Origin of the sequence: Streptomyces sp. NPDC058457 (assembly GCF_042720695.1) — a bacterium.
Taxonomy (GTDB): Bacteria; Actinomycetota; Actinomycetes; order Streptomycetales; family Streptomycetaceae; genus Streptomyces.
This window is the reverse complement of the sequence record NZ_JBHXLU010000026.1, coordinates 36,840-60,217: the sequence shown is the minus strand read 5'-3', so window position 1 is coordinate 60,217 and position 23,378 is coordinate 36,840. Positions and strand designations below refer to the sequence as shown.

The window sequence follows — 23,378 nt, the reverse complement described above, 5'->3', positions numbered from 1 at the left end:
ACGGTGGAGTCCGTCGTTCTGGTGCTCACCGCGTTGGAGGACGTCACCGCGGACCGGGTCATCGAGGCCCTGAACGAGCGCGGTACAGCCGTCGTACGCGTTGATCCGGGGGATGTCGGGCCGGGCCTTGTCTTCGGGTTTCGGCTCGGGCAGAGCGGTGGCTCGACGTGGGGTGGGCGGTTGCGTACTGCCGGCCGGGGGGTGGATGTGGAGGCCGTGACGGCCGTCTACTGTCGCCGGCCGACCCCGTACGCCGCTCGCTTCCAGCAGCTGCCGCGCCAGTCGCGGGAGTTCGCCGTCGCCGAGGCACGTCATGGGCTCGGGGGTGTGCTTCACAGTCTGCGGGGTGCGTCGTACGTCAACCACCCGTCCGCCGTGGCCCGCGCCGACTTCAAGCCCGCCCAGCTCCAGAGGTTCGCCGCTCTCGGTCTGCGTGTTCCGGCGACCCTGGTCACCAATGACGTGGAGGAGGCTCGGAAGTTCGCGGCCGAGCACGGGCGCGTCATCTACAAGTCGTTCCGTGGGCTGCCGGAGGGCGAGGACGGGTGCGCCGGGGCGATCTGGGCCCAGCGCATCGAACCCGGTGCACTGGACGACTCGGTCGTGGTGACCGCGCATCTCTTTCAGGCCGAGATTCCCAAGAGCGGGGATGTACGGGTCACCGTGGTCGGTCGTCGTGTCTTCGCGCAGCGGATCAGCACGTCGGACGGTGCGTTGGACTGGCGCGGGGGCGACTGGGACCGTCTCGTCCACACCCCTGTCGCCGTGCCCGAGTCCGTCCGGACTGCTCTGCACAGCTACTTGGCCTCGTTCGGGCTGGTCTTCGGCTGCTTCGACTTCGCGCTCACCGGCGACGGGTCGGCTCCGGAGGACTGGTGGGCGATCGAGTGCAATCCGAACGGGCAGTGGGGCTGGCTTCCGGACGCCCCGGCCATCGCCGACGCGTTCGCCGAGATCCTGAGCAGAGAGGAAGTCGAGAGCCATGACGACGCCGAACGACCTTGGAAGCAGCAATGCCGTTCTGCTTCGGCGGAGGCTGGCGAAGGAACTCACACGGGACGGGTCGGTGAGTGATCCGCGCTGGTTGGCCGCGGTGGAAGAGGTGCCTCGGCATCGGTTCGTGCCGGGCTTCTACCTGCCCGGCGGCGAGACCGACGCGCACGGGCTGACGGTGTGGGAGCCGGTCACCGCCCAGCTGGACTACGGCAAGTGGCTGGCCGCCGCGTACTCCGACGCCACGCTGATCACCCAGTTCGACGACAGGGAACCGGATTGGAGTGCGCCCCGGACGCGGCACGGTGGGGCGCCGACCTCCTCCTCCACCCTGCCGTCGCTCGTGCTGCGGATGTGGGCCGATGCGGACCTGGACGAGGGGCACACGGTGCTGGAGATCGGCACCGGCAGCGGCTACTCCACCGCGCTGGCCTGCGAGCGTCTCGGGTCCGCCGACGTCACGAGCATCGACGTCGACCCGGATCGGCTGGCGGTGGCGGCGGACGCGCTGTACGGATGTGGCTACACGCCCACCCTGGCCGTGGCTGACGGGCGGTACGGCTACTGGCCGGAGGCACGCTTCGACCGGATCGTGGCCGCCTGCTCCTTCCGTTCCGTGCCGGGCGCGCTCGTCGCGCAGACGCGACCCGGCGGGAAGATACTGCTCACGCTGTCGGGGTGGTTGTACGGCTGTGCGCGCGTCCTCCTCACGGTCGCCGGGGACGGTACGGCGGAGGGGCCGCTGCTGCCGGGGACCGTCTCCTTCATGTCGGTCAGGGCGCACGCCGCTCCGGCCTTCGGGAACCCCGCCCATTGGGCAGCGGGGTTGCCGGAGAAGGCCAGAGCGGCGCGGTACGGTCCCGAGCGGATCACGGCCTCGAGTCCGAAGGCGTTTCATCTGCGTTTTCTTGCCCAGTGCGCGGTTCCCGACGCTCAGATGACGACCGTAGGAGAGGTCGTGCACCTGGTCGACGTCGTCCATGGCTCCGCCGCTTCGCTCACGCCGTGCGACGGTGGGTGGGAGGTGCGGGAGGCCGGGCCGGTGAGGTTGTGGGAACGCGTCGAGGACGTCGTGGACGCCTTCGACGACGCCGGTCGGCCGGGGGTTGATCGGTTCCGGCTGAGGGTGGGTGGTGGTGAGCAACGGCTCGTACAGCCGGAGATGCCCGACCTTGGGTTGCCACCGTCGTGAGCCGATGGGTGTCGGCACACGTCAAAAGGACCGGCAGTGAAACGTGGGCGTCGACACCCTCGACCAGAAGCAGCGGCGTTGGAGGATCTCGCCTGGTTCGGCGAGGGGACTGATTGTTCGTCAGCGCCCGTCGCGCGTGGCCAGGCGCCTGGTGATCTCGGTCTTGACCGTCTCGTGGAGTTCCTCCGACGTGAACCCGAGGCCGCGGAGGATCTGTGCGGCCGGGCTCTTCTGGACGCGGATGAGGCCCAGGAGTGTGTGTTCCGTGCCGACCCAGTCGTTGCCGAGGTCGGCCGACGCGCGGCGGGTCTGCTCGATGGCCTCCTTGCTTTCCGGCCGGAACGGAATGTGACCCCGCGGTGCCTTCCTCCCGGCCGGCGGCAGCGCTTCCTCGATCGCGTCGCGGATGCGTTGTTCCGACTCGGTCTTGGCGACCAGCACCTCGTACGCCAGGCCCTGCGGTTCGCCGAGCAGGCCGAGGAGGAGGTGTTCGGTGCCGATGGAGTCGTGCTTGTGCGTTCGGGCGGCCTCCTGGGCCAGCACGATGCTGTGCCGGTTCAGGTTGGTGAACCGTTCGAACGGGGCGGGCGCGTGGCGCTGCTGGGCGGCCTGCTTGGACACGCCGATGGCGTCGCCGATCTGGGTCCATGACGCGCCGACCTGCTTGGCCTTGCTGACGTAGTGGTCGATGAGCTGGTCACCGAGGTCGGACAGGGTCTGGGCGCGCAGTCGGGCCTCGCTGATGCGGGCCAGTTCGCTGGCTTCGGGGAGTTCCTCGTCGAGACGGGCGATCAAGTCGGCCAGGCTGATGTCGAGTGGGCTCATGCGTCAATCTTAAGTTGACGATCGCCGGGCGTCAACTTGTAATTGACGATTCTTTCGGGTGTGCGTACACGGAACAGGTCGGTGACTGCTGCTCCAACTCGCCTGCGTCATCGACCGCTTGAGATCGACCCCGGTGCCAGGATGAGGGCATGACGACCATCCACGGGGAAGTGGCCGACGGGTTCGAAGGTGTGCGGGAGGCGTTCCGCGCCAACTTTGCGGAGCGGGGGGATGTCGGGGCCGCTGTGTGCGTGTACCGGGACGGGCGGCCCGTGGTGGATCTGTGGGGTGGGGTGGCCGATCCGGACACCGGGCGGGAGTGGGCGCGGGACACCTTGCAGCTCGTGTACTCCGCTACCAAGGGCGCCACCGCCACCGTGGCGCATCTGCTCGCCCAGCGCGGGGAGCTGGATCTCGATGCGCCGGTGGCCGGCTACTGGCCCGAGTTCGGGGTGGCAGGGAAGGCCGGGATCCCGGTGCGGTGGTTGTTGTCGCATCGGGCCGGGGTGGTGACGGTCGAGCCGCCGGTGCCCTTGGGGGACGCGTTGCGCTGGCAGCCGATGGTCGACGCGCTCGCCGTGCAGCGGCCGGAGTGGGAGCCGGGGACCGCGCACGGGTATCACGGGCGGACCTTCGGATGGCTGGTCGGGGAAGTCGTGCGGCGGGTTTCGGGGCGTACGCCCGGGCGGTTCTTCGCCGAGGAGGTCGCCGGGCCGCTGGGCCTCGACTTCTTCATCGGGCTGCCGGCGGCCGAGCGCGGGCGGGTCAGCCGGATGGTGTATCCGACGCCGGAGGCCGGCCTGAGCGCCGTACCGCTGGACCACGTGCCGCCGGAGGCAGGGGAGTTCGCCGCCGCGCCGCAGGATCCGGAGTCGTTGAGCAACAGGGCGTTCACCGTCACCGACCCCGCCGAGATCGACTTCAACTCGGCCGAGGTGCAGGCCGCGGAGCTGCCCTCCTCCAACGGGATCGGCACCGCGCGCAGCCTCGCCCGGATGTACGCCGCGTTGATCGGGGACGTGGACGGGGTACGGCTGTTCAGCCCGGAGACGCTTGCTTCGGCGACCTCTGAGCAGGCCGCCGGGGTGGACAAGGTCATCATGTCCCCGATCCGGTACGCCTCCGGGTACATGCTGCCGGTCGAGACGAACCCCCTGACCGGGCCCCGCGCCTTCGGCCACCCCGGGCGCGGCGGATCGCTGGCCTTCGCCGACCCCGAGCACGGGATCGCCTTCGGGTACGTCATGAACAGCATCGTCGAGGGCGGCGAGGACACGCGTGCGTCGGCGCTCGTGGAGGCGGTACGGGCCGCGTTGTGACCGGGTGAGTCCGCCGGGGGGACCGTTCCGACCGTCCTGGGCGCACGAGCGTACGTGCGCCCAGGACACCTTCAGAGACACCCGTCACCGGAACGCCGGCACGTTGCGCCCCACCCATCCCCCGAACCCGCCCGCCGGGCGGCCCAGCACGGTCTCCACGTCCGTGCTGATCCGCAGCTCCGCCGGAAGCGGCGCCCCCAGGACGTCCAGCGTGCCCGCGACCGCCTCCTCCGGCATGAAGCGGGCCATGGCCGCGTGGGCCTCCTCGCGGGGGAGTTCCACCAGCGTCACCTCCTCGCCCAGCGCCGCGGAGATGACCGCCGTCTGCTGACGCGGGCTGATGAGCTCCGGGCCGGTCAGCTCGTAGACGCGGCCCCCGTGACCGTCCTCGCGGAGCGCCGTCGCCGCCACCGCCGCGATGTCCGCCGGGTCCACGACCGGGAGGGCCACGTCGGCGAACGGGGCGAAGACCGTGCGCTTGGCGCGGATCATGTCGGCCCACGCGAAGGCGTTGGAGGCGAAGCCGCCGGGGCGCAGGATCGTGAAGCCGAGGCCCGACGCGCGTACCGCCGCCTCGAACTCGCGCAGGCGGGCGTGTGAGGCCGCCTCCGGGCGGGTCGCGCTGACCTGGGAGGAGACCAGGACCACCCGTTCGACACCGGCGTCCGCGGCCGCCCGGAGCAGGAGCTTCGGGTCCTCGCCCCAGGCGTTGAGTTCGCCGCCCAGGACGATGAACAGGGCCCGGGCGCCGGCCAGGGGTGCCCGCATGCTCGCCGCGTCACCGACATGGCCCTCGACCCATCGGACACCGGAGCCGGCCGACGTCTGCCGGGGGCGCCGGGACACCGCCACCACTTCCTCCCCCTCCGCCCCCGCCTCGGTCAGCAGGTCCACCAGCGTCCGGCCGATGTTGCCGGTCGCGCCCGTCACTGTGATCATCCGTTTCCCCCTACTAGTTAGTTAGCCGACTGACTTACTTGGCTGACTCAGACGCTAGCACGGTCGAACCCCGGGTTGTCTATAGTTAGTTGGGTGACCAACTCAGTGGACAGGCGGGCACGGGCGTCGCAGAAGCGGCAGCGGCTGATGGCGGCGGCCGCCCGGGTCCTGCACGAGCAGGGCGTCGAGCGCACCACCCTCGCGGACATCGCACGCGAGGCCGACGTCCCCGTCGGGAACGTCTACTACTACTTCAAGACCAAGGACGAGCTGGTCCAGGCCGCCCTGTCCGAGCACACCGCGCATCTCGACGAACTCACCGGCCGGTTGGACCGGCTGCCCGATCCGCGCGACCGGCTCAAGGCGCTGGTCCGGGCGTGGGTCGAGCAGCGTGACACCGCCGCCCGGTACGGCTGTCCCACCGGCACCCTGGCCGCCGAGCTCGGCAAGCGCACCGACGGGACCCTCGACACCGAGGCCGGCGCGGTGATCCGACGGCTGCTCGACTGGGCCGCCCACCAGTTCCGTGAGCTGGAGCTGTCCGGCGCGAACGACGGCAAGAACGGCGGCACTGCCGACGCGGCAGACCCGGACGACCTGGCCCTCACCCTCGTCGCCGGCTACCAGGGCATGTCACTCCTGGCCAACGCCCTGCGCGACCCGGACGTCATGACCCGCGAAGGCGCCCGTCTCCTCGGCTGGCTCGACTCACTCCGGTGACAGCGGCGGGAGCAATGAGCCTCCCCTGAAAATCCTTTGAAACATTTTCCCGGCCCACCGCATCAATGAGGTGAGCGGCAGAGCGCCGGTGGCGGGGACGGGGACGGGGGAGCTTGCGGATGAGCCAGAGGGCTGGGGAGGACTACACCGAGTTCGCCGCGGCGCGCGCCGGGCATCTGTACCGGTCCGCCTGTCTGCTCACCGCCGGGGACACCCACCTCGCGGAGGACCTGGTGCAGGAGGCCCTCGGGCGGATCTACGTCCGCTGGGGCCGGGTCTCCCGCGTCGGGAACCCCGCCGGGTACGCGCAGACCGTCCTCACCCGGACCTTCCTCGCCCACCGGCGGCGGTTCAGCAGCAGGGAGAGAGCCAGGGACTCGTTCCCCGAACTGGCCGACACCGGCGCCGACCACACCGGTACCGATCCCTCACTGCGGCTGACCCTCCTCGACGCGCTGGCGCGGCTGCCCGCCAAGGACCGGGCCGTGGTCGTCCTGCGGTACTGGGAGGACCGGTCGGTGCACGAGACCGCGGACGCGCTCCACATGAGCTCGGCCGCCGTCCGTACGCGGTGCGTGCGCGCCCTCGCGCGGTTGCGCGAGCTGCTGGGCGAGGACCTCGCCGAGTACGCCCGCTCCTGACATCGCTCCTGACATCAACCTTGTGGAAACGGTGGTTCGTCATGCCCGTGGAGCAGCGGCACATCGACAGCAACAGTGACAGCGACGACGGCCAGGCCTTCGAGGTGCGGCTCTCCGCCGCCCTGCACGACGCCGGCGACACCTTCGACACCGACCGGGGCGCGCTCGTCGCCGCCGGTACGGTGCGGGGGCGGCGGCTACGGCTGCGGCGGCGGACGGCCGTGCTGGGCGGCGCCGCCGGGGTCGCGCTCGCCGGTGTGGGCGGGGCGCTGCTGGTGCCCTGGAGCGGGTCGCCGTCCGGACAGTCCCGGCCCCCCTCCTCCGTGAGCACCACCCCGCACCCCACGTCCTCGCCCGCCGCCCGCGCCGTCACCTCGGACGAGATGATCCGCACGCTGGAGAAGCTGCTGCCCAAGGGGACGTTCGGCAAGGCGCAGGGGCGGGGCGTCGACGCGAGCGACCCGCTCGTGGCGCCGTATGCGCAGGTCGTGTACGACGACGGGCGCGGCGCGTCCGCCATCAGTGTCTCCGTGAACCGGGTGCTGCCGGGCGGGTACGACGCCCGGCAGGCCGTCCGGTGCCCGGACAAGGTCTATACGCCGTACGACAGTTGCACCACCAGCCATCTGCCCGACGCGTCCGTGGTCACCGTGGTGAAGGGCTACGAGTATCCCGACCGGCGGGTGGACACCAGGCTATGGACCGCGAACCTCGTCACCCCGGACGGTCATCACGTCTCCGTAAGCGAGTGGAACGCGGCCGCCGAGAAGGACGCGCCGATCAGCCGGGACGAACCGCCTTTGTCCGCAGCTCAGTTGAAGAAGCTGGCGGCCGCGGCGGACTGGCGCGGGGTCGTCGACGCCATTCCGGAGGATCCGCGGCAGACCCAGGAACCGCCCATGGCGCAGGAGGAGGACGGCAAGGCGATCCGGCAGACCCTCGCCTCGCTCGTTCCGAAGGGGCTGAAGGTGGTGGCGCACGGGAGCGACGACGACAGCCAGTTCACGTACGTCGTCGTCGACGACGGAAAGGGCCGGAGTCTCGTCCAGATCAATGTGCAGCCGGACATGTCCGATGTCGCGGGGCAGTTGTTCGGGGCCGGGTCGGAGACCCTCGCCGACGGAACCAGGGTCGCCGAGCGGAAGCAGCCCGGGGAGAAGGGCGGCGCCGGGGTCGTCATGTGGACCGTCGACACGATGCGCACCGACGGCTTCCGTGTGGTGATCAGCGCCTTCAACTCCGGCTCCCAGCAGACCGCCGCGACCCGCACCGCCCCGGCCCTGACCATGAAGCAGCTCCGCGCGATCGCGCTCAGCGCGAAGTGGCGGCCGTAGTTCGGGTGCGGGTGAGTGGGGGCTGGTCGCGCCCACGCGGCGGAGCCGCATGTCGGCACGGCCCCGCGCCCCTGAAGAGGCGCTGCAGCCGCGGGCCGCCGGTTACCCTCGGGAAATCCAGCCAGAGGGCGGCAGAGGCAGAAGGAGACAGGTATGGCCAGGGTTCCCAGTTCGGTGATCGCCGCGAGCGGGCTCGTCGGAGGGTACGGCGTGGCCCGGTGGACGAAGAAGCGGCCGCTGGGCGGAGCCGTGCTGGCCGTCGCCGGGGCCGCCGCCGCGCAGCAGTGGCGGCAGCAGGCCGGCGGGAAGGCCGCCGGGGCGCTGTCCGCCGCCTATGTCGCCGCGTTCGCCGGGTCGCATCCGCTGGCCAAGAAGGTCGGCGCCTGGCCGTCCGTCCTCGGGGTGGCGGGTGCGGTGGCCCTGGCGTCCTGGGCCGTCGCGGACCGCCGGGCCTGATCACCAGGCTCACCCCTCCGAGGTGCGAAAGGCCCGCCGGTAGGCCTGCGGGCTCGTGCCGACCACCCTGCGGAAGCGTTCCCGGAAGGCCGTCGGGGAGCCGAAGCCCGACTGGGTCGCGATGCGTTCGACGGGGTGGGCGGTGGTCTCCAGCAGGTGCTGGGCCCTGCGTACCCGCGCCCGGTGCAGCCACTGCAGCGGGGTCGTGCCGGTCTGGTCGCGGAAGCGTCGGTTGAGGGTACGGGTGCTCATGCCGGCCCGCGCCGCGACCTCGTCCAGGGTCAGGTCCCGGTCGCAGTTGTCCTCCAGCCAGGCCAGGAGCGGCTCCAGGGTGGCGCCCGCCGGGGCCGGTGGCTGGTCGTGGACGATGAACTGGGCCTGGCCGCCCTCCCGTTCCAGCGGCATCACCGACATCCGGGCGGTGTGCGCGGCGACCGCCGAGCCGTAGTCCTTGCGGACCATGTGCAGGCACATGTCCATGGCCGCGGCCGCGCCCGCCGAGGTCAGGAACTGGCCGTTGTCGACGTACAGGACGTTGGGGTCCACCTCGATGTCCGGGTGCAGCGCGGCCAGGGTGTCGGCAGCGGCCCAGTGCGTGGTGGCGCGCAGGCCGTCGAGGAGGCCGGTGGCCGCGAGGACGAACGCCCCGACGCAGACCGACGCGATCCGCGTGCCGTTCGCCGCCGCCGCGTGCAGGGCCCCGGTGACCTCGGGCGGCAGGACGCAGGCGGGGTCCGCGACGCCCGGCACGATGATCGTGTCCGCCTCGGCGAGGGCGTCCAGCCCGTACGGCGCCCTGATCGTGAACGCGCCGCCCGCCGCGGTCACCTCGTCCGCCGGCCCGCACACCCGCACCCGGTAGGCGTCCCGGCCGTCGGGCAGCCGGGCCCAGCCGAAGGTGTCGATCGGCACGGTGAAGTCGGACGGGATGACCTGGTCCAGGACGAGTACGGCGACGGTGTGCATGGCAGGAACGTAGCCGCTCGACGGATTGTCGCCAAGGAGAGGGTCCTGTCCCGGGTGGATGTCGGGTGCCGGTGGCTAGAATCCGTCGAGGGGTGGCAGTATCGCCGCTTCTGCAAGATCCGCCGCCCGCCTACGGTCGACGCCGTGACCAAGTTCCTCCTCGCCGTCCATGTCCTCGCGGCGATCGTCGCGATCGGTCCCGTCACCGTCGCCGCCAGCATGTTCCCGCCGGCCGCCCGGCGCGTCCTGGAAGCGCCGGACGACGTCCGGGCCGCCGAGACCCTTCGGCTGCTGCACCGGATCTGCCAGGTGTACGCCGCCGTCGGCGTCGTCGTCCCCGTGTTCGGGTTCGCCACGGCGAGCAACATGCATGTGCTGGGCAGCGCCTGGCTGATCACGTCGATCGCGCTCACCGCGCTCGCGGCGGTCGTACTCGCCGCGCTGGTACTGCCCCGGCAGAGTGCGCTGGTGGAGGGCGGCACGGACGCCCGTACCCGGCAGGCCACCGTCCGACTGGCCATGTTCACCGGGGTGTTCAATCTCCTCTGGGCCGCCGTGACGGTTCTGATGATCGTGCGGCCGGGGTCGACGACGGGCGCCTGACCGACTCCCCCGGTTTCTGTTATCGGGGCCGTGCCGGCCCGTCTCCCAGGGCATGCACATGACTCGACAGATCAGCCGCCGGAGCATGTTGAAGGCCTCGGGAGTGGCGGTGGGGGCCGCCGCGGGGCTCGGCGCGGCGGGCGGTCCCGCGGCCGCCGGGGCCCGGGCCGCCGGGACCGGGGCCGCCTTCGCCCATCCCGGCCTGCTGCACACCCGTACCGACCTCGACCGCATGGCCGCCAAGGTGAAGGCGGGAGCCGCTCCCTACACGGCCGGGTTCGCCAGGCTCACCGCCAACCGGCACGCGCAGAGCGGCTGGCAGGCGCGGCCGCAGGCCGTGGTGTACCGGGGCTCGGGCACCCCGGAGAACTACTCGCTCCTCTACAACGACATCCACGCCGCCTACCAGAACGCCCTGCGCTACCACGTGACCGGCGAGAGCGCGTACGCCGACACCGCGGTCGCCGTCCTCAACGCCTGGTCCGCCACCCTCACCGCGGTCAACGGTTCCGCCGACCGGTTCCTGGCCGCCGGGCTGTACGGCTACCAGTTCGCCAACGCAGCGGAACTCGTCCGGGGGCACGGGGACTTCCAGCTGTCCCGCTTCCAGGAGATGCTCAGCAAGAACTTCGGCACGATGAGCGACGACTTCCTCGTCCGGCACAACAACGCCGTCGTCTCCAACTACTGGACCAACTGGGACCTGGCCAACATGGCCTGCGTCCTCGCCACCGGCATCTTCTGCGACGACCGCGCCCAAGTCGCCCGCGCCGTCGACTACTTCAAGCACGGCGCCGGGCTCGGGGCGATCGGGAACGCGATTCCCGTCGTGTACGACGAGGAGGACGGCGGGCTGGGCGAGTGGCTGGAGGCCGGGCGCGACCAGGGGCACGCGCTGCTCGGGGTCGGGCTGATGGGCACGTTCTGCGAGATGGCCTGGAACCAGGGGATCGACCTGTACGGGTACGACGACAGCCGGTTCCTCAAGGGAGCGCAGTACGTCGCCAAGTGGAGCCTGGGCGGGCAGGTGCCGTTCACCGCGAGCACGCGGCGGAAGGGGGCGGTCGGCGGGTGGTCGGGGAGCGAGACGGTGACGGCCGCGGCCGGCGTCGATCCGTCGACGACCCGTCCCATCTGGGCGATGATCGCCAACCACTACACCAAGCGGCGGGGCATGTCGGCGACGTACGTCACCCGGATCGCGGCGAAGGCGGCGCCGGAGGGCGGCGGCGGGGACTACGGGCCGAACAGCGGAGGGTACGACCAACTGGGCTTCGGGACCTTGACGTTCACGCGGGACCGGGTGAGTGAGGGGAAGGCGGCGGGGGGTACGACGTCGTCCTCACCGAGTCCGGGTAGGTCCGCGTCGGCGTCCGCCCCGGCAACGGCGCCGGCGACGTCATCCGCGTCCTCACCTGCCTCTGCCTCGGCCTCTGCTTCCTCCGCGCCGTCGGCCATGGGCAAGGGCGGCGATCTCGCCACCACCGGGACCGGTGACATCGTCGCGTGGAGCGCGGGGGCGGGGATCACCGCGCTGGCCGGTGGGTTGCTGTTGCTGCGCAGGCGGGCGCGCGGCGGTCAATGACGGCGCGTTCCCCTCAGAGACCCGGGCCTCACGCATTCAGGTGATGCACCCGCACGGCTCGCCCTGCGCATGATGCCGCCTGCAACAGCAGCGGGAAACGCGAGGGGACGACATCCATGAGCCCGACCGACGCACTCACCTACGACCTGTTCGTCAACAACCCTCCCCCACAGGACAACGGCCTGCTTCCGAACGGGGAACCGAAGCTCTTCTCCCCCGTCACCAGCACCCTGATCTCCGGCGCCGAGGACGCCGTGCTCACCGACCCGGGGTTCACGGCCGAGCAGGCGCACGCGCTGGGCGACTGGGTCGCCGCCAAGAACCGGAACGTGACGGACATCTTCATCACCCACGGCCACGGCGACCACTGGTTCGCCGCCGGCCTGCTGGCGGAGCGGTTCGGCGCGCGCGTCGTGGCGACCGAGGGAACGATCGCCCAGATGCACGCCAACAACGCCGGTCGCCCGTACGTCTGGGACAAGGTCTACTCGGACATCCCGCCCTCCCCGGTGACCGCGGTGACCGTGCCCGACAACCGCTTCGCCCTCGAAGGCAGGGAACTCGTCATCGTCGAGGTCGGGCACACCGACACCGAGGCGACCAGCGTCCTGCACGTTCCCGAACTCGCCCTCGTCGTGGCCGGTGACGTCATCTACAACGGCGCCCACCAGTACGTCGGCGAGGCCGTACTCGCGGGCCTCGGCTCCTGGCGCCGGGCGATCGACCAGGTCGAGTCGCTGAGCCCGCGCTTCGTCGTCGCCGGCCACAAGAAATCCGGGCTCGACGACGACGCGGCACGGACGATCACCGAGACCCGGGAGTACCTCGACGTCGCCGAGGAGCTGATGGGCACCGAGAAAGGCGCCGTCGACTTCTTCAAGGCGATGGTCGCGCGCTACCCGGACCGGATCGGGCGAACCGTCCTGTGGTCGATGTCCCAGGCCGTGTTCGGCATCCGCGAGCACCCCGGCGAGGACCCCGTCCAGTTCATCGCCGGGGGCTGGCTCTAGGGGGCGTCAGGGGCGGCGGCCGTCAGCGGGCGGGCGATGTCCTCCAGGGGGCGGCGCTCCGCGTTCACCGCGAGCGCCGCCGCCACCAGGCCCGCCGCGCACATCAGGCCGGCGCCGATCTGGAAGGCCAGCACTGTGTCGGGCACCTTGCCCGTCCCCGTCAGGTCGGCGAAGAGGAGCGGCCCGCTGATGCCGCCGGCCGCCGTGCCCAGGGCGTAGAAGAAGGCGATGGACATCGCCCGCGTCTCCATCGGGAAGATCTCGGAGACGGTCAGATAGGCGCTGGACGCTCCCGCCGAGGCGAAGAACAGGACCGCGCACCAGCACGCCGTCAGGGTTCCCGCGGTCAGCACACCCCGGCCGAACAGCCAGGCGGTCAGGAAGAGGAGCAGCCCGGACACGATGTACGTCGACGAGATCATCACCCTTCTCCCCACCGTGTCGAAGAGCTTGCCCAGCAGCAGGGGGCCGAGGAAGTTGCCGACCGCGATGACCACGAAGTAGTAGCCCGTGTCCCCGGTCGGCACGTCGAAGAACTTGGTGAGGATCGCGCCGAAGCCGAAGGTGATCGCGTTGTAGAGGAACGCCTGGCCGACGAAGAGGGAGAAGCCGAGGACGGCGCGGCGCCGGTAGTCGTGGAAGACCGTGCGGGCGATCTCGGCGAACGTGACGCTCTCGCGCTGGTGGATCACCAGCTCGCCGGCCGGTTCCGGCAGCAGGGTGCCCTTCTCGGCCGCCACCTGCCGCTCGATCGACGTGACGATCTCCTCGGCCTCCCGCTCCCTGCCGTGGATCAGCAGCCAGCGGGGGCTCTCCGGGACGTTGCGCCGTACCAGCAGGATGACCAGGCCGAGGACGACGCCCAGTGCGAAGGTCAGGCGCCAGCCCACGTCCTTCGCCAGGAAGTCCGTGTCCAGCGCGACGATCGACAGCAGCGAGCCGCCCACCGCGCCCACCCAGAAACTGCCGTTGATGATCAGGTCGACTCGGCCCCGGTAGTGCGCCGGGATCAGCTCGTCGATCGCCGAGTTGATCGCCGCGTACTCGCCGCCGATGCCGAAGCCGGTCAGGAAGCGGAAGGTGAAGAACCACCAGGGGGCGAAGGAGATCGAGGTCAGGGCGGTGGCGGCCAGGTAGACCGCCAGGGTGATCATGAAGAGTTTCTTGCGGCCGTGGCGGTCGGTCAGGCGGCCCCAGAAGAGGGCGCCGACGCAGGCGCCGGCCACGTAGAGCGCCGCGGCCGTGCCGGTGACCTGGGAGGAGGAGATCGCCAGGCCGCTGCCCGGTTCGGAGAGGCGGCTGGAGATGCTGCCGACGACCGTGACCTCCAGGCCGTCCAGGATCCAGACCGTGCCGAGGCCGATGACGATCGTCCAGTGCCAGTGGGACCAGGGGAGCCGGTCCAGGCGGGCCGGGATGCGGGTGGTGATCGTCCGGCCGTCCGCTGTCGTGTCCGCGCCCGTACCTGCACCCATCGCGCCTCCTCGGCCGGGAAAGGAACCGAAACCCCGGCCGGGTGCCCCGCTCCGGGCGCGCTAGGCCCCCAGTGCCCGGGACACCGTGAAGATCAGCACTCCGGCCAGCGACCCCACCACCGTGCCATTGATCCGGATGAACTGCAGGTCGCGGCCGATGTGCGCCTCGATCTTCCGGGTGGTGTGCTCCGCGTCCCAGCCGGCCACCGTGTCGGTGATCAGGGACGTGATCTCCTTGCGGTACGTCGTCACGACGTGCACGGCCGCGCCCTCGACCCAGCTGTCGACCTTGTCCTGGACCTTGGGTTCGGTGGCCATCCGGGCGCCCAGGGACATCAGCGAGGCGCGGACGCGCAGGCGCAGCTCGCTGCGTTCGTCCTCGGCCGCCGAGACGATCATGGACCGTACGGCCGTCCAGGCGGACGCGATCAGGTCCTGCACCTCGCCGCGGCCCAGCACCTCGCCCTTGAGCCGCTCGATGCGGGCCCGGGTGTCGGTGTCGGACTGGAGGTCGTTCGCGAAGTCCGAGAGGAAGCGGTCGAGGGCGCCGCGGGCCGGGTGGGAGGGCATGTCCCGCATCTCGGCACAGAAGCGGAGCAGCTCCTTGTAGACGCGCTCGCCGACCTTGCGGTCCACGAACCGGGGGGTCCAGCCCGGCGCCCCGCCCTGCACCGCGTCCATCACGGAGTCGGCGTGCAGCACCAGCCAGTCGTGCGCGCGGGTCACGACCAGGTCGACGACCCGCTTGTGGCCGCCGTCGGCGACGATCCGCTCCAGCATCTTGCCTATGCCGGGGGCGATCTCCTGGGCGTCGGCCCGCCGTGTGATGGCTTCGCCGACGACCGCCTGGACGTCGGAGTCCCGCAGCACGGTGAGCGCGCCGCGGAGCGCTGTCGCGAGCTCGGCCGTGACCCGGTCGGCGTTCTTCGGCTCCGCGAGCCAGGCGCCGAGGCGGCTGCCGATGCCGACGGCGCGCAGCCGCTGGCGTACGACGTCCTGGGAGAGGAAGTTCTCGCCGACGAACTCGCCGAGGGAGACGCCCAGCTGGTCCTTCTTCGTCGGGATGATCGCGGTGTGCGGGATGGGGAGGCCGAGGGGGTGGCGGAACAGGGCGGTCACCGCGAACCAGTCGGCGAGGGCGCCGACCATGCCCGCCTCGGCGGCCGCGGCCACGTAGTCCGCCCATATCCCGGCGCCGGCGCCGGACGCCCACTTGGCGAGTACGTACACCAGGGCGACGAGGAGCAGCAGGCCGGTCGCCGTGCGCTTCATGCGCCGGACGCCGCGCTGGCGCTCCTCGTCGGCGGGTGTGAAGGCGTTCATGGACTTGTAGGAAGGGGTGGCCGCGGCCACCTGGTCTCCCTCCCAGTCCACCGCTTCCGTACGTTCCTCCATCGGCTCCACCCGTTCGCAGCCGGCACCACCCTCACGGTGACCCCGCACCCATTGTCCCTACCTCACCTACTCCCAAAACGACCCAGGAGTTCCCACCACCTGCCCACCCCTCCACTTCCCCACCCCACCGCCGCCCCGCCTCACTGCTGCCCCGCCTCATTGCTGCCCCGCCCCACCGCTGGCCCGCCTCACCGCTCCCCCACCCGGCCGCTCTCCCCGCTTCACCGCTGGCCCGCCTCACCGCCCCCCCACCCCGCCGCTCCCCACACCCCGCCGCAACGGTGATCAGCCACGACGGCGGATTTCGGCGGTGCCGAACGGCCGGTGGGCGCCTGCGGGCCGGTGGGGGCTGGTCGCGCCCACGCGGCGGAGCCGCACATCGATACAGCCCCGCACCCCTGGGTTGGGTGCCCCGCCGTCCCCTCAGTGGTCCCCGTGCCTCCGGTGTCCCCGTTCCTCGCGGCGTTCCTCGCGGTGTTCGCGGCGCTGCTGGTGCCACTCGTGGCGGGCCTCGTGGAGTTCGTGGCGGGCTGACCTGCGGTCCAGGCTCTGCTGGCGGCGTTCCTCCTTGAGCCGCTGGCGTTCCGCCTTCGTCACCTTGTGGGCCACCTCGACCCCGCCCCAGAACGCGAACCCGGTCACGACCACCCTCGGCGCACCCGGGTCCGGCGACATGTCGTGCTCGCGTTCGTCGAAGCCGCCCATGATGCCGATGCCGCGCATCACCACCTCGACGCCCGGCGGCACGATCACGCTGATCCCGCCCATGATCGCGATGCAGTTGATCACGACCTCGCCGCCCGCGAAGTCCGCCTCGCGCAGGTCGATCTCGCCGCCGCCCCAGAACGCGAGGGAGTCGAAGCGCCTGGGCACCGTCCAGCGGCCCTTGCGCTGGAATCCGGACATGATCGCAACGGCCCAGGAGGACGTGCCCTCGCCGCCGACGATCCGGCTGCCCCAAGTCCCGTCGGCCACAGGCGGCTTGCTGAGCGACACCGCCGGCGACGCGCCCGCCGCGGGCAGGTCTCTCGTGATCGGCGTCAACTCACCGTACGTACGGGCCTTGTACGTCGCCTCCAGCCGTTCCTCGAACTCCTCCATGTCGAGCCGCCCCTCCGCGAGGGCGTCCCTGAGGATCTCGGTGACTCGTTCACGATCGGCGTCGGAGGCGCGCAGCTCCGGGGCATCGTCGGTCATAGAGGCAGACTACGAGTTTGCGGCGCCGGGGACTATGCCATGGCCTTGTCGGGCGGAGGTTTGGGGGTGTCCCCCATGGAAAGCAGCATCTTGGCGATCACCGCCTCGATGTCCGGCTCACGGACCGACAGGTCCGCCAACGGGTACTCCGCCGCGATCCGCGCCACCAGCGGCGCCGCCGACTCCGACGCCGGGAACGCCAGCCACTGCCTCGGCCCCTCCACCTTCACCACCCGCGCCGCCGGGCCCGCGTCGATCGGCGGGAGCTCCCGCTCCAGGTCGACCACGAGGGTGCGCTCGCTCTCGCCCGCCTCGTGCAGGCCGGCGAGCGGACCGTCGTACATCAGCCGCCCGTGGTCGATGACCATCACCCGCGAGCACAACTGCTCGATGTCCTGGAGGTCGTGGGTGGTGAGCAGGACCGTGGTGCCGCGTTCGGTGTTCAGTTCGCGGAGGAAGTCGCGGACCTTGGCCTTCGAGATCACGTCCAGGCCGATCGTCGGCTCGTCCAGGTACAACACGTCCGGGTCGTGCAGGAGCGCCGCCACGATGTCGCCGCGCATCCGCTGGCCGAGGGAGAGCTGTCGTACCGGGACGTCCAGGAGGCTGTCCAGGGAGAGGAGTTCGACCAGGCGGTCGAGGTTCTCGCGGTAACGGGCGTCGGGGATGCGGTACATGCGGTGCATCAGGCGGTAGGAGTCGATGAGGGGGAGGTCCCACCACAGTGTCGTGCGCTGGCCGAAGACCACCCCGATGCGATGGGCCAGGCGGGTGCGCTCGCGGGACGGGTCGATGCCGGCCACCCGGAGCCGGCCGCCGCTCGGGGTCAGGATGCCCGTCAGCATCTTGATCGTGGTCGACTTCCCGGCCCCGTTCGGGCCGATGTAGCCGACCATCTCGCCGCGCGCCACCGTGAAGGAGAGCGAGTCGACCGCCCGTACCTGCCGTCGTTCCCGTTTCAGGAACCCGGCCTTCTTCCGGACTTCGAAGACCTTCTCCACTGCGTCGACCTCGATGAACACCTCGCCGGGCGCATGAGACACCCCGCCACCCCCGCCGGACATGCCCGACATCAGATCAGCTCCCTCACTCCGGTCATCGGATCAACTGCCCGTACTTCGATACGCCCTGAGACCCGCCCGCCATGCCAGCCCCGCCAGCGCGCAGCACACCACCGCCACCAGCGGCGACGTCCACACCGTCCACACCGGCAGCCGCAGCGGATACGGCCGCCCCAGCACATACGCGGCCGGCACCCAGTTGACGAAGGCCAGCGGCAGCATGAACGTGACCCCGCGCACGAAGTCCTTCCCGAACACCGTCGGCGGGTACTGGAGCAGCGTCGTACCGCCGTACGTGAACGCGTTCTGCACCTCGGCCGCGTCCTGCGCCAGGAACTGGAAGGCCGCGCCCGCCACGAACAGCGCGCAGAAGATCGCCGCGCCGGCGCCCAGCATCAGCGGGATCAGCAGCATCTTCGCCGGCGTCCAGTCGACGTCGACGGAGACCAGCGCCCAGCCCAGCACCACCGCGCCCTGGGTGATCCGGCCGAGGCGGCGCAGCGCGAAGTGGTCAGCGCCTATCTGGGCGAGCACCGGGGCCGGCCGGACCAGCAGCGTGTCGAAGGAGCCGTCGCGGATCCGGGTGCCCAGCACGTCCATCGAGCCCAGCACCAGGTCGGCGACGCCGAACGCGGTCGCCGACAGGCCGTACAGGAAGGCGACCTCGGGCAGCGACCAGCCGCCGAGCGAGTCGACCTGCGAGAACATCAGCAGGATCGTGGCGAAGTCCAGCCCGGTCACCAGCAGGTTCCCGGCCATCGTGATGGCGAAGGACGTCCGGTAGGTCATCGTGGAACGGATCCACATCCCGGCGATCAGCAGGTAGGCCCGAAGGCCCTCCCGGACACGCTCACCCACCCTGCACCACCACCCGTCGCGTCGCCGCCGACTGGAGCAGCCGCCCCGCCCCCAGCAGCGCCACCGCCCACGCGGCCTGGAAGGCGAACGCCCCCGCCACACCGGTCTCCCCTAGCAGCACGTCCGCCGGCGTCTGGATCTGCGCCGCCCACGGCAGGACGCGGACGACCTCGCCGAAGGCGCCCGGGAAGACGTTCAGCGGCAGGGTCATGCCCGAGAAGAAGATCCCGGTGATCATCAGCACCTGGTTGACGCCCATGCCGTCCATCAGCCAGAACGCGCTCAGCGCGACCAGGTAGCGGATGCCGAAGCTGACGAGCATCGCGAGGAACAGCGCGACCAGGAAGGCGGCCCAGGTGCCGGCGTCCGCGGGCAGCGCCATCGGGAAGAACACCGCGCCGACGAGGAAGGGGATCACGCCCCGCCCCAGCATCTGGAACAGCGAGCGACCCAAATCGGTCGCCAGCCACCACAGTTGAAGATCGGCCGGACGGTACAGGTCGATCGCGATCGCGCCCGTGCGGATACGCTCCATCAGGTCTTTTTCCACGCCCCCGCCCTGGATCGCGAGGGTCGCGTAAAGGCACTGTCCGAGCCACACATAGGTCACCGCCTGCGCCTGGTCATAGCCTCCGAGGTGCGGTTTCTCGTCCCACAGCGCCAAGTACGTGTAGACGAGGATGATCCCGAAGGCCGTGTTGGTGAACACTCCGGCGGCGGTGGCCGCCCGATACGTCGCGTACCGTCGGAAACCCCCCGCCGCGACGGCCCTGTACAACCGTCCCGCACCCACGCCAACCGACCTCCCGGACCGCCCGACACCGAAGCGCAGGAGCCTACTGCGCGGACGACATCGCAGGCCACGCAATTTCCGTGACCGAAGCGTGCCGGAATCCGGGAACGGAACGCACGGTGCGAGAGTCTTCAACAGGGGGCGCAGAAGCGTACGAGGTCGTACGGGAACGAATGTACGACGCGAAACAGGAGTCCGTGCACGACATGAGCGACGAGCCGCAGCCGCAACAGCCGAACCAGGGCGGCGGAGGCCCGACGGAGCCGCCGGCTGCGGCCGAGGAGAAGAAGACCCCACCGCAGCCGGTGGCCGAGGCGAAGCAGCCGGAGCCGCCCGCGACGGCCGGGGAGACGAGGACGGAGCCGCCCGCGGCGGCCGAGCAGGCGAGGACGGAGCAGCCACCGGCGGGCGGAAGAACGGGCGAGAAGACGATCGCACCGCCGCGGGCGGCGGCCGAGGACACCCAGACGCGGCAGCTCACCGCGGTCACGGCGCCGAAGGCGCGGCCGCCGGCGGCCGCCCGGGACAGGCAAGACAGGCAGGACGGACAGGACAGGCAGGACACGCAGACACGGCAGCTCGCGGCGGTCAGGGTGCCGAAGGCGGCAGCGCCCCCGGCACCCACCGCGGTCACCGCGGTGACCGCGGTCCCGGTGCCCGGGGCCGAACCGCCCGCGGCCGACGTGCCGACGAACGGGGGCGGGAAGAAGATGAAGCGGCCCAAGCGGACCGGATGGCGGCGGATCATCCCGACCTGGCGGATGGTGCTGGGCACCTTCGTGCTCGGGGTACTGCTGCTGATCGGCCTGTTCTTCCTCGGCTACTCGATGGTGAAGATCCCGGCGGCCAACGCGTTCGCCACCAAGCAGAGCAACGTCTACCTGTACGCCGACGGCTCCCAGCTGGCCCGGGACGGCGAGGTCAACCGGGAGAACGTGGATCTCTCCCAGGTCTCCGCGGACGCCCAGCACGCCGTGCTCGCCGCCGAGGACCGGGACTTCTACACCGAGTCCGCCGTCGACCCCAAGGCGATGCTGCGCGCCGCCTGGAACACCGCGACCGGCAAGGGCACCCAGTCCGGTTCGACGATCACCCAGCAGTACGTGAAGAACTACTACCTGGCGCAGGAGCAGACCGTCACCCGCAAGGTGAAGGAGTTCTTCATCTCGGTCAAGCTGGACCGCAGCGAGTCCAAGGACAAGATCCTCGAGGGCTACCTCAACACCAGCTACTTCGGCCGCAACGCCTACGGCATCCAGGCCGCCGCCCAGGCCTACTACGGCGTGGACGCCACCAACCTCGACCCGGCCCGCGCCGCCTACCTCGCCGCGCTCGTCAACGCGCCGAGCGAGTACGACGTCGTCGCCCACCCCGAGAACAAGGCCGCGGCCGTCGCCCGCTGGAACTACGTCCTGGACGGCATGGTCAAGAAGGGCTGGCTCACCGAGTCCAAGCGGGCCGGCATGAAGTTCCCGATGCCCAAGGAGCAGACGGTCTCCACCGGCATGTCCGGACAGCGCGGCTACATCGTCAACGCGGTCAACGACTATCTGATCAAGAACAAGATCGTCGACTCGGACGCCCTGGAGGCCGGCGGCTACCGCATCACGACCACCCTGCAGAAGTCCAGGCAGAACGCGTTCGTGAAGGCGGTCGACGACAAGCTGATCTCCCAGCTGGACAAGAAGAACAACAAGGTCGACAACTACGTACGGGCCGGCGGCGCCTCCGTCGACCCGAAGACCGGCAAGGTCGTCGCCATGTACGGCGGCATCGACTACGTGAAGCAGTACACGAACGGCGCGACCCGCGGCGACTTCCAGGTGGGCTCCACCTTCAAGCCCTTCGTCTTCGCCTCCGCCGTCGACAACGGCTCCACCACCCAGTCCGGCCAGACCATCACCCCGAACACCTACTACGACGGCACCAACAAGCGCACCGTCCAGGGCTGGTCCGGCGGTGCCTACGCGCCGGAGAACGAGGACGAGAAGTCGTACGGCCAGATCACCGTCCGCAAGGCCACCGACCTCTCCGTGAACTCGGTGTACGCGCAGATGGCCGTCGACGTCGGCCCGTCCAAGGTCAAGCAGACCGCCGTCGACCTGGGCATCCCCGCCGACACCAAGGACCTCCAGCCCTACCCGTCCATCGCGCTGGGCACCGCGACCGCCAGCGTCCTGGACATGGCGGAGGCGTACGCCACGCTGGCCAACCACGGCAAGCACGGCACGTACACGATGGTCGACAAGATCACCCGGGACGGCACGCAGGAGATCAGGCTGCCGAAGTCGACGACCAAGCAGGCCGTCAGCCGGCAGGCCGCCGACACCACCACCTCCGTCCTGCAGAGCGTGGTCGACAACGGCACCGCCACCGCCGCCCAGGCCGCGGGCCGTCCGGCGGCCGGCAAGACCGGTACCGCGGAGGAGGACACCGCGGCCTGGTTCGCGGGCTACACCCCGGACCTCGCCACCGTCGTCTCCGTGATGGGCCAGGACCCCGTGACGGCCGCGCACAAGTCGCTGTACGGCGCGCTCGGTCTCGCCCGTATCAACGGCGGCGGGGCCCCGACCGAGATCTGGGCGCAGTACACCAAGGCCGCCCTGAAGGGCACCACGGCCTCCGACTTCGACCTGGACCTCCAGGCCGGCGCCGAGACCGTGGCCCCGGGCACCCAGGCCCCGGCCACCCCGGGCACCGGCGGCCAGGACAACGGCGGCACCACCGACCAGGGCCAGGACAACGGCGGCACGAACGGCGGCGCCGACAACGGCGGCACGAACGGCACCACCACCGCCGGGAGCACCGACGGCTCCACGACGGACGGCTCCACCACCGACGGCTCGGCCACGTCCGGTACGACGACCTCGGGCACCGATTCGGGAACGACCACCTCGGGCACGGACTCCGGCACCTCGACCGGAACCACCACCGACGGCACCAGTACCGGTACGACGACCTCGGGCACCGATACCGGCACCACTACCGGCACCACGGCGGGCGACGAAGGCGGGTTCGGGTTCGTTCAGTGACCGCCGGTCGCCTTGAGCCCCACCACGGCGACCAGCAGCAGGCACCCGAAGAAGATCCGGGCGGCGGTGGCCGGCTCCCCGAGCACCACCATCCCGAACACCGCCGCCCCGGCCGCCCCGAACCCCAGCAAAGAAACGGCAAAGGGGCCTGGTGACCACGGTCACCAGGCCCCTTCAAGCCTCTGAATCAGAGATACAGGCCGGTCGAGTCCTCCGAGCCCTCGAAGCGGTCGGCGGCCACCGCGTGCAGATCACGCTCGCGCATCAGCACGTACGCCACCCCCCGCACCTCGACCTCGGCACGGTCCTCCGGGTCGTACAGCACCCGGTCGCCGGGCTCCACCGTCCGCACGTTCTGCCCGACCGCGACCACCTCGGCCCAGGCCAGCCGGCGCCCGACCGCCGCCGTGGCGGGGATCAGGATGCCCCCGCCCGACCGTCGCTCGCCCTCCCCGGTGTCCTGCTTGACCAGGACCCGGTCGTGCAGCATCCGGATCGGCAGCTTGTCGTGCTGGCTGCTCTGCTCGTCTCTCTTGGCGCTCACGCCTTTGAACCTACCTGCCTCTGATCAGCTCTTGCGCCGCCGGGTACCGCTGAAGACCAGCAGCCCGACCACGCCCACGGCGACGAGGGCGACCGGCACGACACGCTCCAGCCGCGGCGCGCCCTCTTCGTCCACGAACTGGGCCCGCACCTCACTCACGACCCGGTTGACCTGGACGTAGGCCTTCCCGAGCGTGTGATCGACGTTGGCCGCGACCTTGGCCTTCGCGTCGCCGACGATGGTCTTCGGATGCACCCGCACCCCGATCTCGTCCAGCGTCTCGGCCAGCACCTCGCGGCGGCGCTTGATGTCCGCCTCGATCTGCGCCGGGGTTCTGGTGTCCGACGTCTCCGCCACCGTAGGCCCTCCGAAGTCTGCCGTACTGCCTGTTCTGGACAGTCTGTCAGTTCTCGCCACCACTGCCATGCCAGGACCCCCCG

General features: G+C 70.9%; 22 protein-coding genes. 11 read left to right on the top strand and 11 right to left on the bottom strand.

All coding sequences use genetic code 11. The annotated features are described in order from the left end of the window. The first annotated feature begins 3 nt into the window (after positions 1-3). The gene (gene tgmB, locus ACFWPS_RS21780) at positions 4-1,074 is read left to right on the top strand and encodes an ATP-grasp ribosomal peptide maturase (RefSeq protein ID WP_383707496.1); all 1,071 of its coding nucleotides are present in this window, start codon (positions 4-6) and stop codon (positions 1,072-1,074) included. Beyond that, positions 983-2,185, top strand: a complete 1,203-nt coding sequence (tgmC, locus tag ACFWPS_RS21775; RefSeq protein ID WP_383707494.1) for an ATP-grasp peptide maturase system methyltransferase — start codon at positions 983-985, stop codon at positions 2,183-2,185. The genes tgmB and tgmC overlap by 92 nt, the downstream gene beginning before the upstream one ends. 120 nt (positions 2,186-2,305) lie before the next feature. Here tgmC and ACFWPS_RS21770 read toward each other — a convergent pair whose 3' ends face one another. Beyond that, positions 2,306-3,010: a Clp protease N-terminal domain-containing protein gene (locus ACFWPS_RS21770; RefSeq protein WP_383707492.1), complete on the bottom strand. Its 705-nt coding sequence runs from the start codon at positions 3,008-3,010 to the stop codon at positions 2,306-2,308. A gap of 149 nt (positions 3,011-3,159) precedes the next feature. Here ACFWPS_RS21770 and ACFWPS_RS21765 point away from each other — a divergent pair, with 149 nt between their 5' ends. Next, positions 3,160-4,329: a serine hydrolase domain-containing protein gene (locus ACFWPS_RS21765; protein WP_383707490.1), complete on the top strand. Its 1,170-nt coding sequence runs from the start codon at positions 3,160-3,162 to the stop codon at positions 4,327-4,329. Between the two features lie 84 nt (positions 4,330-4,413). On the opposite strand, the gene ACFWPS_RS21760 is transcribed toward ACFWPS_RS21765, so the two are convergent. After that, positions 4,414-5,268, bottom strand: coding sequence for an SDR family oxidoreductase (locus tag ACFWPS_RS21760; protein ID WP_383707488.1), 855 nt, complete (start codon positions 5,266-5,268; stop codon positions 4,414-4,416). A gap of 147 nt (positions 5,269-5,415) precedes the next feature. Between ACFWPS_RS21760 and ACFWPS_RS21755 the strand changes: the two genes are divergently transcribed. The 4 genes from ACFWPS_RS21755 (at position 5,416) to ACFWPS_RS21740 (ending at position 8,419) form a co-directional block, all read left to right on the top strand. Then, on the top strand, positions 5,416-5,988 hold the full coding sequence (locus tag ACFWPS_RS21755; RefSeq protein WP_383707609.1) for a TetR/AcrR family transcriptional regulator: 573 nt from the start codon (positions 5,416-5,418) through the stop codon (positions 5,986-5,988). 119 nt (positions 5,989-6,107) lie between these two features. Continuing rightward, entirely contained in the window at positions 6,108-6,629 is a 522-nt protein-coding gene (locus ACFWPS_RS21750) for a SigE family RNA polymerase sigma factor (protein WP_383707486.1), read from the top strand. A 41-nt stretch (positions 6,630-6,670) separates the two neighbouring features. Beyond that, complete coding sequence (locus ACFWPS_RS21745; protein ID WP_383707484.1) at positions 6,671-7,963, top strand: hypothetical protein; 1,293 nt, start codon at positions 6,671-6,673, stop codon at positions 7,961-7,963. Between the two features lie 153 nt (positions 7,964-8,116). Then, a complete protein-coding gene (locus tag ACFWPS_RS21740) occupies positions 8,117-8,419 on the top strand; it encodes a hypothetical protein (protein WP_365338042.1) in 303 nt (100 codons plus the stop codon). Between the two features lie 9 nt (positions 8,420-8,428). On the opposite strand, the gene ACFWPS_RS21735 is transcribed toward ACFWPS_RS21740, so the two are convergent. Then, on the bottom strand, positions 8,429-9,385 hold the full coding sequence (locus tag ACFWPS_RS21735; protein ID WP_383707482.1) for a GlxA family transcriptional regulator: 957 nt from the start codon (positions 9,383-9,385) through the stop codon (positions 8,429-8,431). 144 nt (positions 9,386-9,529) lie between these two features. Here ACFWPS_RS21735 and ACFWPS_RS21730 point away from each other — a divergent pair, with 144 nt between their 5' ends. The 3 genes from ACFWPS_RS21730 to ACFWPS_RS21720 all read left to right on the top strand — a co-directional run bounded on the left by ACFWPS_RS21730 (position 9,530) and on the right by ACFWPS_RS21720 (position 12,583). Continuing rightward, positions 9,530-9,988, top strand: a complete 459-nt coding sequence (locus ACFWPS_RS21730; RefSeq protein WP_383707480.1) for a hypothetical protein — start codon at positions 9,530-9,532, stop codon at positions 9,986-9,988. A 58-nt stretch (positions 9,989-10,046) separates the two neighbouring features. After that, positions 10,047-11,573, top strand: a complete 1,527-nt coding sequence (locus ACFWPS_RS21725; RefSeq protein ID WP_383707478.1) for an alginate lyase family protein — start codon at positions 10,047-10,049, stop codon at positions 11,571-11,573. 116 nt (positions 11,574-11,689) lie between these two features. Beyond that, a complete protein-coding gene (locus tag ACFWPS_RS21720) occupies positions 11,690-12,583 on the top strand; it encodes an MBL fold metallo-hydrolase (protein WP_383707476.1) in 894 nt (297 codons plus the stop codon). Here the strand turns inward: ACFWPS_RS21720 and ACFWPS_RS21715 are convergent. The 6 genes from ACFWPS_RS21715 to ACFWPS_RS21690 form a co-directional block, all read right to left on the bottom strand. Then, the gene (locus tag ACFWPS_RS21715) at positions 12,580-14,058 is read right to left on the bottom strand and encodes an MFS transporter (RefSeq protein WP_383707474.1); all 1,479 of its coding nucleotides are present in this window, start codon (positions 14,056-14,058) and stop codon (positions 12,580-12,582) included. The genes ACFWPS_RS21720 and ACFWPS_RS21715 overlap by 4 nt on opposite strands. A 60-nt stretch (positions 14,059-14,118) precedes the next feature. Further along, on the bottom strand, positions 14,119-15,381 hold the full coding sequence (locus tag ACFWPS_RS21710) for a DUF445 domain-containing protein (protein ID WP_383707607.1): 1,263 nt from the start codon (positions 15,379-15,381) through the stop codon (positions 14,119-14,121). Positions 15,382-15,876: 495 nt separating this feature from the next. Then, complete coding sequence (locus ACFWPS_RS21705) at positions 15,877-16,650, bottom strand: DUF1707 domain-containing protein (RefSeq protein ID WP_383707472.1); 774 nt, start codon at positions 16,648-16,650, stop codon at positions 15,877-15,879. Between the two features lie 32 nt (positions 16,651-16,682). Further along, positions 16,683-17,723: an ATP-binding cassette domain-containing protein gene (locus ACFWPS_RS21700; protein WP_383707470.1), complete on the bottom strand. Its 1,041-nt coding sequence runs from the start codon at positions 17,721-17,723 to the stop codon at positions 16,683-16,685. Positions 17,724-17,753: 30 nt separating this feature from the next. Further along, positions 17,754-18,518: an ABC transporter permease gene (locus ACFWPS_RS21695; protein WP_383707605.1), complete on the bottom strand. Its 765-nt coding sequence runs from the start codon at positions 18,516-18,518 to the stop codon at positions 17,754-17,756. A gap of 43 nt (positions 18,519-18,561) precedes the next feature. Continuing rightward, positions 18,562-19,362, bottom strand: a complete 801-nt coding sequence (locus ACFWPS_RS21690) for an ABC transporter permease (protein WP_383707468.1) — start codon at positions 19,360-19,362, stop codon at positions 18,562-18,564. A 710-nt stretch (positions 19,363-20,072) separates the two neighbouring features. On the opposite strand from ACFWPS_RS21690, the gene ACFWPS_RS21685 reads away from it, so the two are divergent. Next, positions 20,073-22,394: a transglycosylase domain-containing protein gene (locus ACFWPS_RS21685; RefSeq protein ID WP_383707603.1), complete on the top strand. Its 2,322-nt coding sequence runs from the start codon at positions 20,073-20,075 to the stop codon at positions 22,392-22,394. A 187-nt stretch (positions 22,395-22,581) separates the two neighbouring features. Here ACFWPS_RS21685 and ACFWPS_RS21680 read toward each other — a convergent pair whose 3' ends face one another. Both ACFWPS_RS21680 and ACFWPS_RS21675 read right to left on the bottom strand, forming a co-directional pair. Next, entirely contained in the window at positions 22,582-22,938 is a 357-nt protein-coding gene (locus ACFWPS_RS21680) for a co-chaperone GroES (RefSeq protein ID WP_046730549.1), read from the bottom strand. Positions 22,939-22,962: 24 nt separating this feature from the next. Next, positions 22,963-23,295: a DUF3618 domain-containing protein gene (locus ACFWPS_RS21675; protein ID WP_383707466.1), complete on the bottom strand. Its 333-nt coding sequence runs from the start codon at positions 23,293-23,295 to the stop codon at positions 22,963-22,965. Positions 23,296-23,378: the final 83 nt, after the last annotated feature.

Bases quoted from the DNA above. Each gene is read 5' to 3' on its own strand.
- tgmC (WP_383707494.1), top strand. From the start codon at position 983: ATGACGACGCCGAACGACCTTGGAAGCAGCAATGCCGTTCTGCTTCGG.
- ACFWPS_RS21770 (WP_383707492.1), bottom strand. From the start codon at position 3,010: ATGAGCCCACTCGACATCAGCCTGGCCGACTTGATCGCCCGTCTCGAC.
- ACFWPS_RS21765 (WP_383707490.1), top strand. From the start codon at position 3,160: ATGACGACCATCCACGGGGAAGTGGCCGACGGGTTCGAAGGTGTGCGG.
- ACFWPS_RS21760 (WP_383707488.1), bottom strand. From the start codon at position 5,268: ATGATCACAGTGACGGGCGCGACCGGCAACATCGGCCGGACGCTGGTG.
- ACFWPS_RS21755 (WP_383707609.1), top strand. From the start codon at position 5,416: ATGGCGGCGGCCGCCCGGGTCCTGCACGAGCAGGGCGTCGAGCGCACC.
- ACFWPS_RS21750 (WP_383707486.1), top strand. From the start codon at position 6,108: ATGAGCCAGAGGGCTGGGGAGGACTACACCGAGTTCGCCGCGGCGCGC.
- ACFWPS_RS21745 (WP_383707484.1), top strand. From the start codon at position 6,671: ATGCCCGTGGAGCAGCGGCACATCGACAGCAACAGTGACAGCGACGAC.
- ACFWPS_RS21740 (WP_365338042.1), top strand. From the start codon at position 8,117: ATGGCCAGGGTTCCCAGTTCGGTGATCGCCGCGAGCGGGCTCGTCGGA.
- ACFWPS_RS21735 (WP_383707482.1), bottom strand. From the start codon at position 9,385: ATGCACACCGTCGCCGTACTCGTCCTGGACCAGGTCATCCCGTCCGAC.
- ACFWPS_RS21725 (WP_383707478.1), top strand. From the start codon at position 10,047: ATGACTCGACAGATCAGCCGCCGGAGCATGTTGAAGGCCTCGGGAGTG.
- ACFWPS_RS21720 (WP_383707476.1), top strand. From the start codon at position 11,690: ATGAGCCCGACCGACGCACTCACCTACGACCTGTTCGTCAACAACCCT.
- ACFWPS_RS21715 (WP_383707474.1), bottom strand. From the start codon at position 14,058: ATGGGTGCAGGTACGGGCGCGGACACGACAGCGGACGGCCGGACGATC.
- ACFWPS_RS21710 (WP_383707607.1), bottom strand. From the start codon at position 15,381: ATGAACGCCTTCACACCCGCCGACGAGGAGCGCCAGCGCGGCGTCCGG.
- ACFWPS_RS21705 (WP_383707472.1), bottom strand. From the start codon at position 16,650: ATGACCGACGATGCCCCGGAGCTGCGCGCCTCCGACGCCGATCGTGAA.
- ACFWPS_RS21700 (WP_383707470.1), bottom strand. From the start codon at position 17,723: ATGTCGGGCATGTCCGGCGGGGGTGGCGGGGTGTCTCATGCGCCCGGC.
- ACFWPS_RS21695 (WP_383707605.1), bottom strand. From the start codon at position 18,518: ATGTGGATCCGTTCCACGATGACCTACCGGACGTCCTTCGCCATCACG.
- ACFWPS_RS21685 (WP_383707603.1), top strand. From the start codon at position 20,073: ATGAAGCGGCCCAAGCGGACCGGATGGCGGCGGATCATCCCGACCTGG.